We start from the raw sequence: 3,246 nt of genomic DNA, 5'->3' as shown, positions 1-3,246 counted from the left end.
AAGCATCAGAAACCAAAGGCAGCACCCTGCAAAACCAACTACGAGTATATCGGGAAGTAGAAGACAAAACCAAGATGCTCTCAGAGCTATTACAATTCCGCTCTGACACTCTGACCGATAAACTTGCCCAACTAAAACAACGTTGTGTGGAAGCTCTAAATGGAATGGCAACCACAGCTTCCACAAAAACTGAAGTAAAACCAACCGATCCTCCTACTATTCCTGAACAACAACCAGAAGCAGAAACACTTCAGCAAGAAATCAGTATAGATCCCGACCCAGAAGCTGATATCGAAGACAACCTATTTGATATCGGCTTCTAGCGAAGAGCTTAGGAGTAGCCAATCAGCTATTCCTAAGCAACCACAAAACTTCTTTAAAAATAGAGAGAAAATCAAAATGATAGCCACAGATATAGCGCAGACCAACGGCAAAGTAAAAGCAACCACACCATCAGTAGTACCTACAGTTAAACTGCAACAACTCCGCGAAGAATTGAAAGTAGTGTACTTAGATCGCAGCGAAGCGATCGACCTGATTATGGTGGGACTCCTTGCCAAGATGCACGTCTTTTTGGGAGGACAACCAGGCACAGGCAAAACCGAACTTGCCAAAGCCGTCTCAGACGCAATATCAGGAACGACATTCTTTCATTACCTGATGACCAAAACCACCGTCGCTGAAGAAGTATTGGGAGCGCCAGACCTTGCGGAATTACAGAAAGGTAAATTTGTTCGCGATACCGAAGCCATGTTGCCTGAAGCGCACTTAGCCTTAATGGATGAAATTGGCAAAGCTAACAGCATTGTTCGTAATTCAGCACTAGGACTGATGAACGAACGCGAATTCCTAAACGGCAAAATCAAACTCCAGTCACCATTAATCACCATGATTGGCTGCTCCAACGAATTACTGGATGGCGAAGAAGATGGAGCATTTTGGGATCGGTTGAGTTTGCGGTACATGGTTGATTACTTAGGTGATGAAGACCTGAGAACATTGCTATTACGCAAGACAGGCAACGCGATCGCCCCTAAAGTAACAACCGTACTGAGCTTAGCTGAACTGGAGCAGATGCAGACGCAAGTGCAGAAACTGCCATTCACCAGTCAAGTAGTCGATTCTCTAGTCGATCTGCAACGGGAATTCAAGAAAGAAAACTTTGTGGCAAGCACCAGAAAATATGTGCAGATGGTGATGATTTTGAGAGCTTACGCCTTCTTACAAGGAGAAACAGAAGTAAGCGAAGACTCATTTGAGATTCTCAACCACGTCATCTGGAATCACCCCAGAGAAAAGACTGCGATCGCCAAAATCGTCGCCAAGGTTGGAAATCCCCTAAACATCCAAGCACAGGAAACCTTGATAGCGATCACTGAAGCGATCTCCCAACTAGGAACCTGTCCAACTTTCGGTACAAAACAGGAGAAGGAAAACTGGGCAACCGAAGGCACAGGAGTCTTGTCAGATCTGAGAAATATGACAGATCGGCTACAAAGCATGATTACTCAGTATCCACACAAAGCTAAGAAAGCCCAGCAAGTCGTGCTTGAAATCGAATCGAAGAAAAAGCCATTGCTAGCCAAAGTCAGCGAGATTTTGTACGGAGCATAGAGACAACGTTAAAGGGAGCGTGAATTACGCTCCCTTTCTATCTAAATAACCAGAACTAAAATATGCCATCTCCATTAGTATATGCAGTCCCGAAATGGACAGAAATTTGTGCGCGAGATTTCAAAGAAGGTTCAGAGCGACTATGTGAAGTAATCAGCGAAGGCGAGACAAAAATCTATAACTTTGACACATTCACCGATGAAACTTATCACCGCCTGTACGATCGCCAGCCTAACCGCCTTGAAGATAGTGACATCAAGCCAGAAAACAAAATCTGGATTGCCATTCACCAACAAATGACCGAGCTAGAAGCTTTTCAGCAATTTAGCAACCGACTAAATGGCGATGAATTTCTTGCAGGAATCGGTACAACCGCAATCTGCAAAGCGATCGCCGAGATGTTACCAGAGCCAGATCAACGATTAGAAGACCCAGAGCTAATCAGAAAACAGATTCGGGGCATCTTTGAAATGCTCGCAGGGCAACCGCCCACATCTGAACTCATGCAAATGGTGCAAGGGTTGAAGCAAAAAGGTATCGCTACCCGAAAAGCTTGTGAAGACTATGCCGACTCAATTACCGAAACAAAAATAGGAGCCGCCTTAATCATCGGCATCGCGAGAGCCGAAGCTGACCTAGAAATTATGGAAGAAAGCCTAGCTGCTCTTGGTGGTGGAGGCGATCGCACGACCGAGGAGAAGCTAAAAGTTGCGGATAAGCTACAACTAGCGCAAAGACTGCAAGCAGCACCCAAATTACAAGCGATCGCCCAACTGGCGGGCAAGAAAATTGCGATCGCCGCCAAAATGCAGCGCTCCAAAGTGATTGAAGGACGGACAGAAATGATTGGTGTAACTACTGGCAATGACTTAACGAGGTTATTACCCTGTGAACTAGTCAAGCTCACAATTCCCGCCCTGTTTCCAGTATTTGCCCAAGGTTTCATCGAACGCTCACTACTGCAACGCGAACTAATTAGCCGCGAACCACTAGCCAAAGGACCGATTGTCATCTGTTTGGATTCTAGTGGCTCAATGGAAGGAAGCGCCGAGATTTGGAGTAAAGCCGTAGCCCTAGCATTACTGAGTATCGCCGTAATGCAAAAGCGTCATTGCCGTATTTTGCACTTCACAGGAAGAGTTGAGCGGACAGATGATTTTGCAGGAACCGCACCAGATCCCAATCGCGTCCTTGACTGTATCGAAAAGTTCTACAACGGTAATGATACGAGCTTTACCGCCGCCTTGACGGGAGCATTGGAGTCCATTAAACAGCATGAAAAATCTCGAAAAGCCGATGTTGTGCTAATTACCGATGGACTAGACATACCATCACAGGACTTTATAGAACAGTGGCAACAAGCCAAGAAAAAGTATGAATTTAGTTGCTACGGAATCCTGATTGCCGATGGTAATCAGGATTCCGCCGAGGCAACGATCGGCGACCTATGCGATCGCTACACGACGATAGACAACCTAAACGACGACTCAGAAATAGACATCCTATTCACGATCTAACTAATTCTAGAAAGTCACGCATAGAGACTTTCATCAGTCCTCTAGCGAGGCTCTCTAGAAGAAATCCATTGATATTTACATATAAGGAAAATTACCTATGACTTACTCATTTCAG

The 3,246-nt window shown here is 45.3% G+C and carries 3 protein-coding genes; all 3 read left to right on the top strand.

Features of this window, described 5'->3' with window-relative positions; translation table 11 throughout:
• A partial coding sequence (locus tag VB775_RS10145; protein ID WP_323216761.1) for a hypothetical protein occupies positions 1 to 323 on the top strand: 323 nt, incomplete at its 5' end.
• Between the two features lie 76 nt (positions 324 to 399).
• Positions 400 to 1,614: an AAA family ATPase gene (locus tag VB775_RS10140; protein WP_281010123.1), complete on the top strand. Its 1,215-nt coding sequence runs from the start codon at positions 400 to 402 to the stop codon at positions 1,612 to 1,614.
• A 62-nt stretch (positions 1,615 to 1,676) separates the two neighbouring features.
• Positions 1,677 to 3,131 (top strand): vWA domain-containing protein, encoded by a 1,455-nt coding sequence (locus VB775_RS10135; RefSeq protein ID WP_281010122.1) that lies wholly within the window; start codon positions 1,677 to 1,679, stop codon positions 3,129 to 3,131.
• Positions 3,132 to 3,246: the final 115 nt, after the last annotated feature.

Source organism: Pseudanabaena sp. CCNP1317, assembly GCF_034931345.1.
In the GTDB taxonomy this organism is placed as follows: Bacteria; Cyanobacteriota; Cyanobacteriia; order Pseudanabaenales; family Pseudanabaenaceae; genus Pseudanabaena; species Pseudanabaena galeata.
This window is presented reverse-complemented; position numbering and strand designations above follow the sequence as displayed.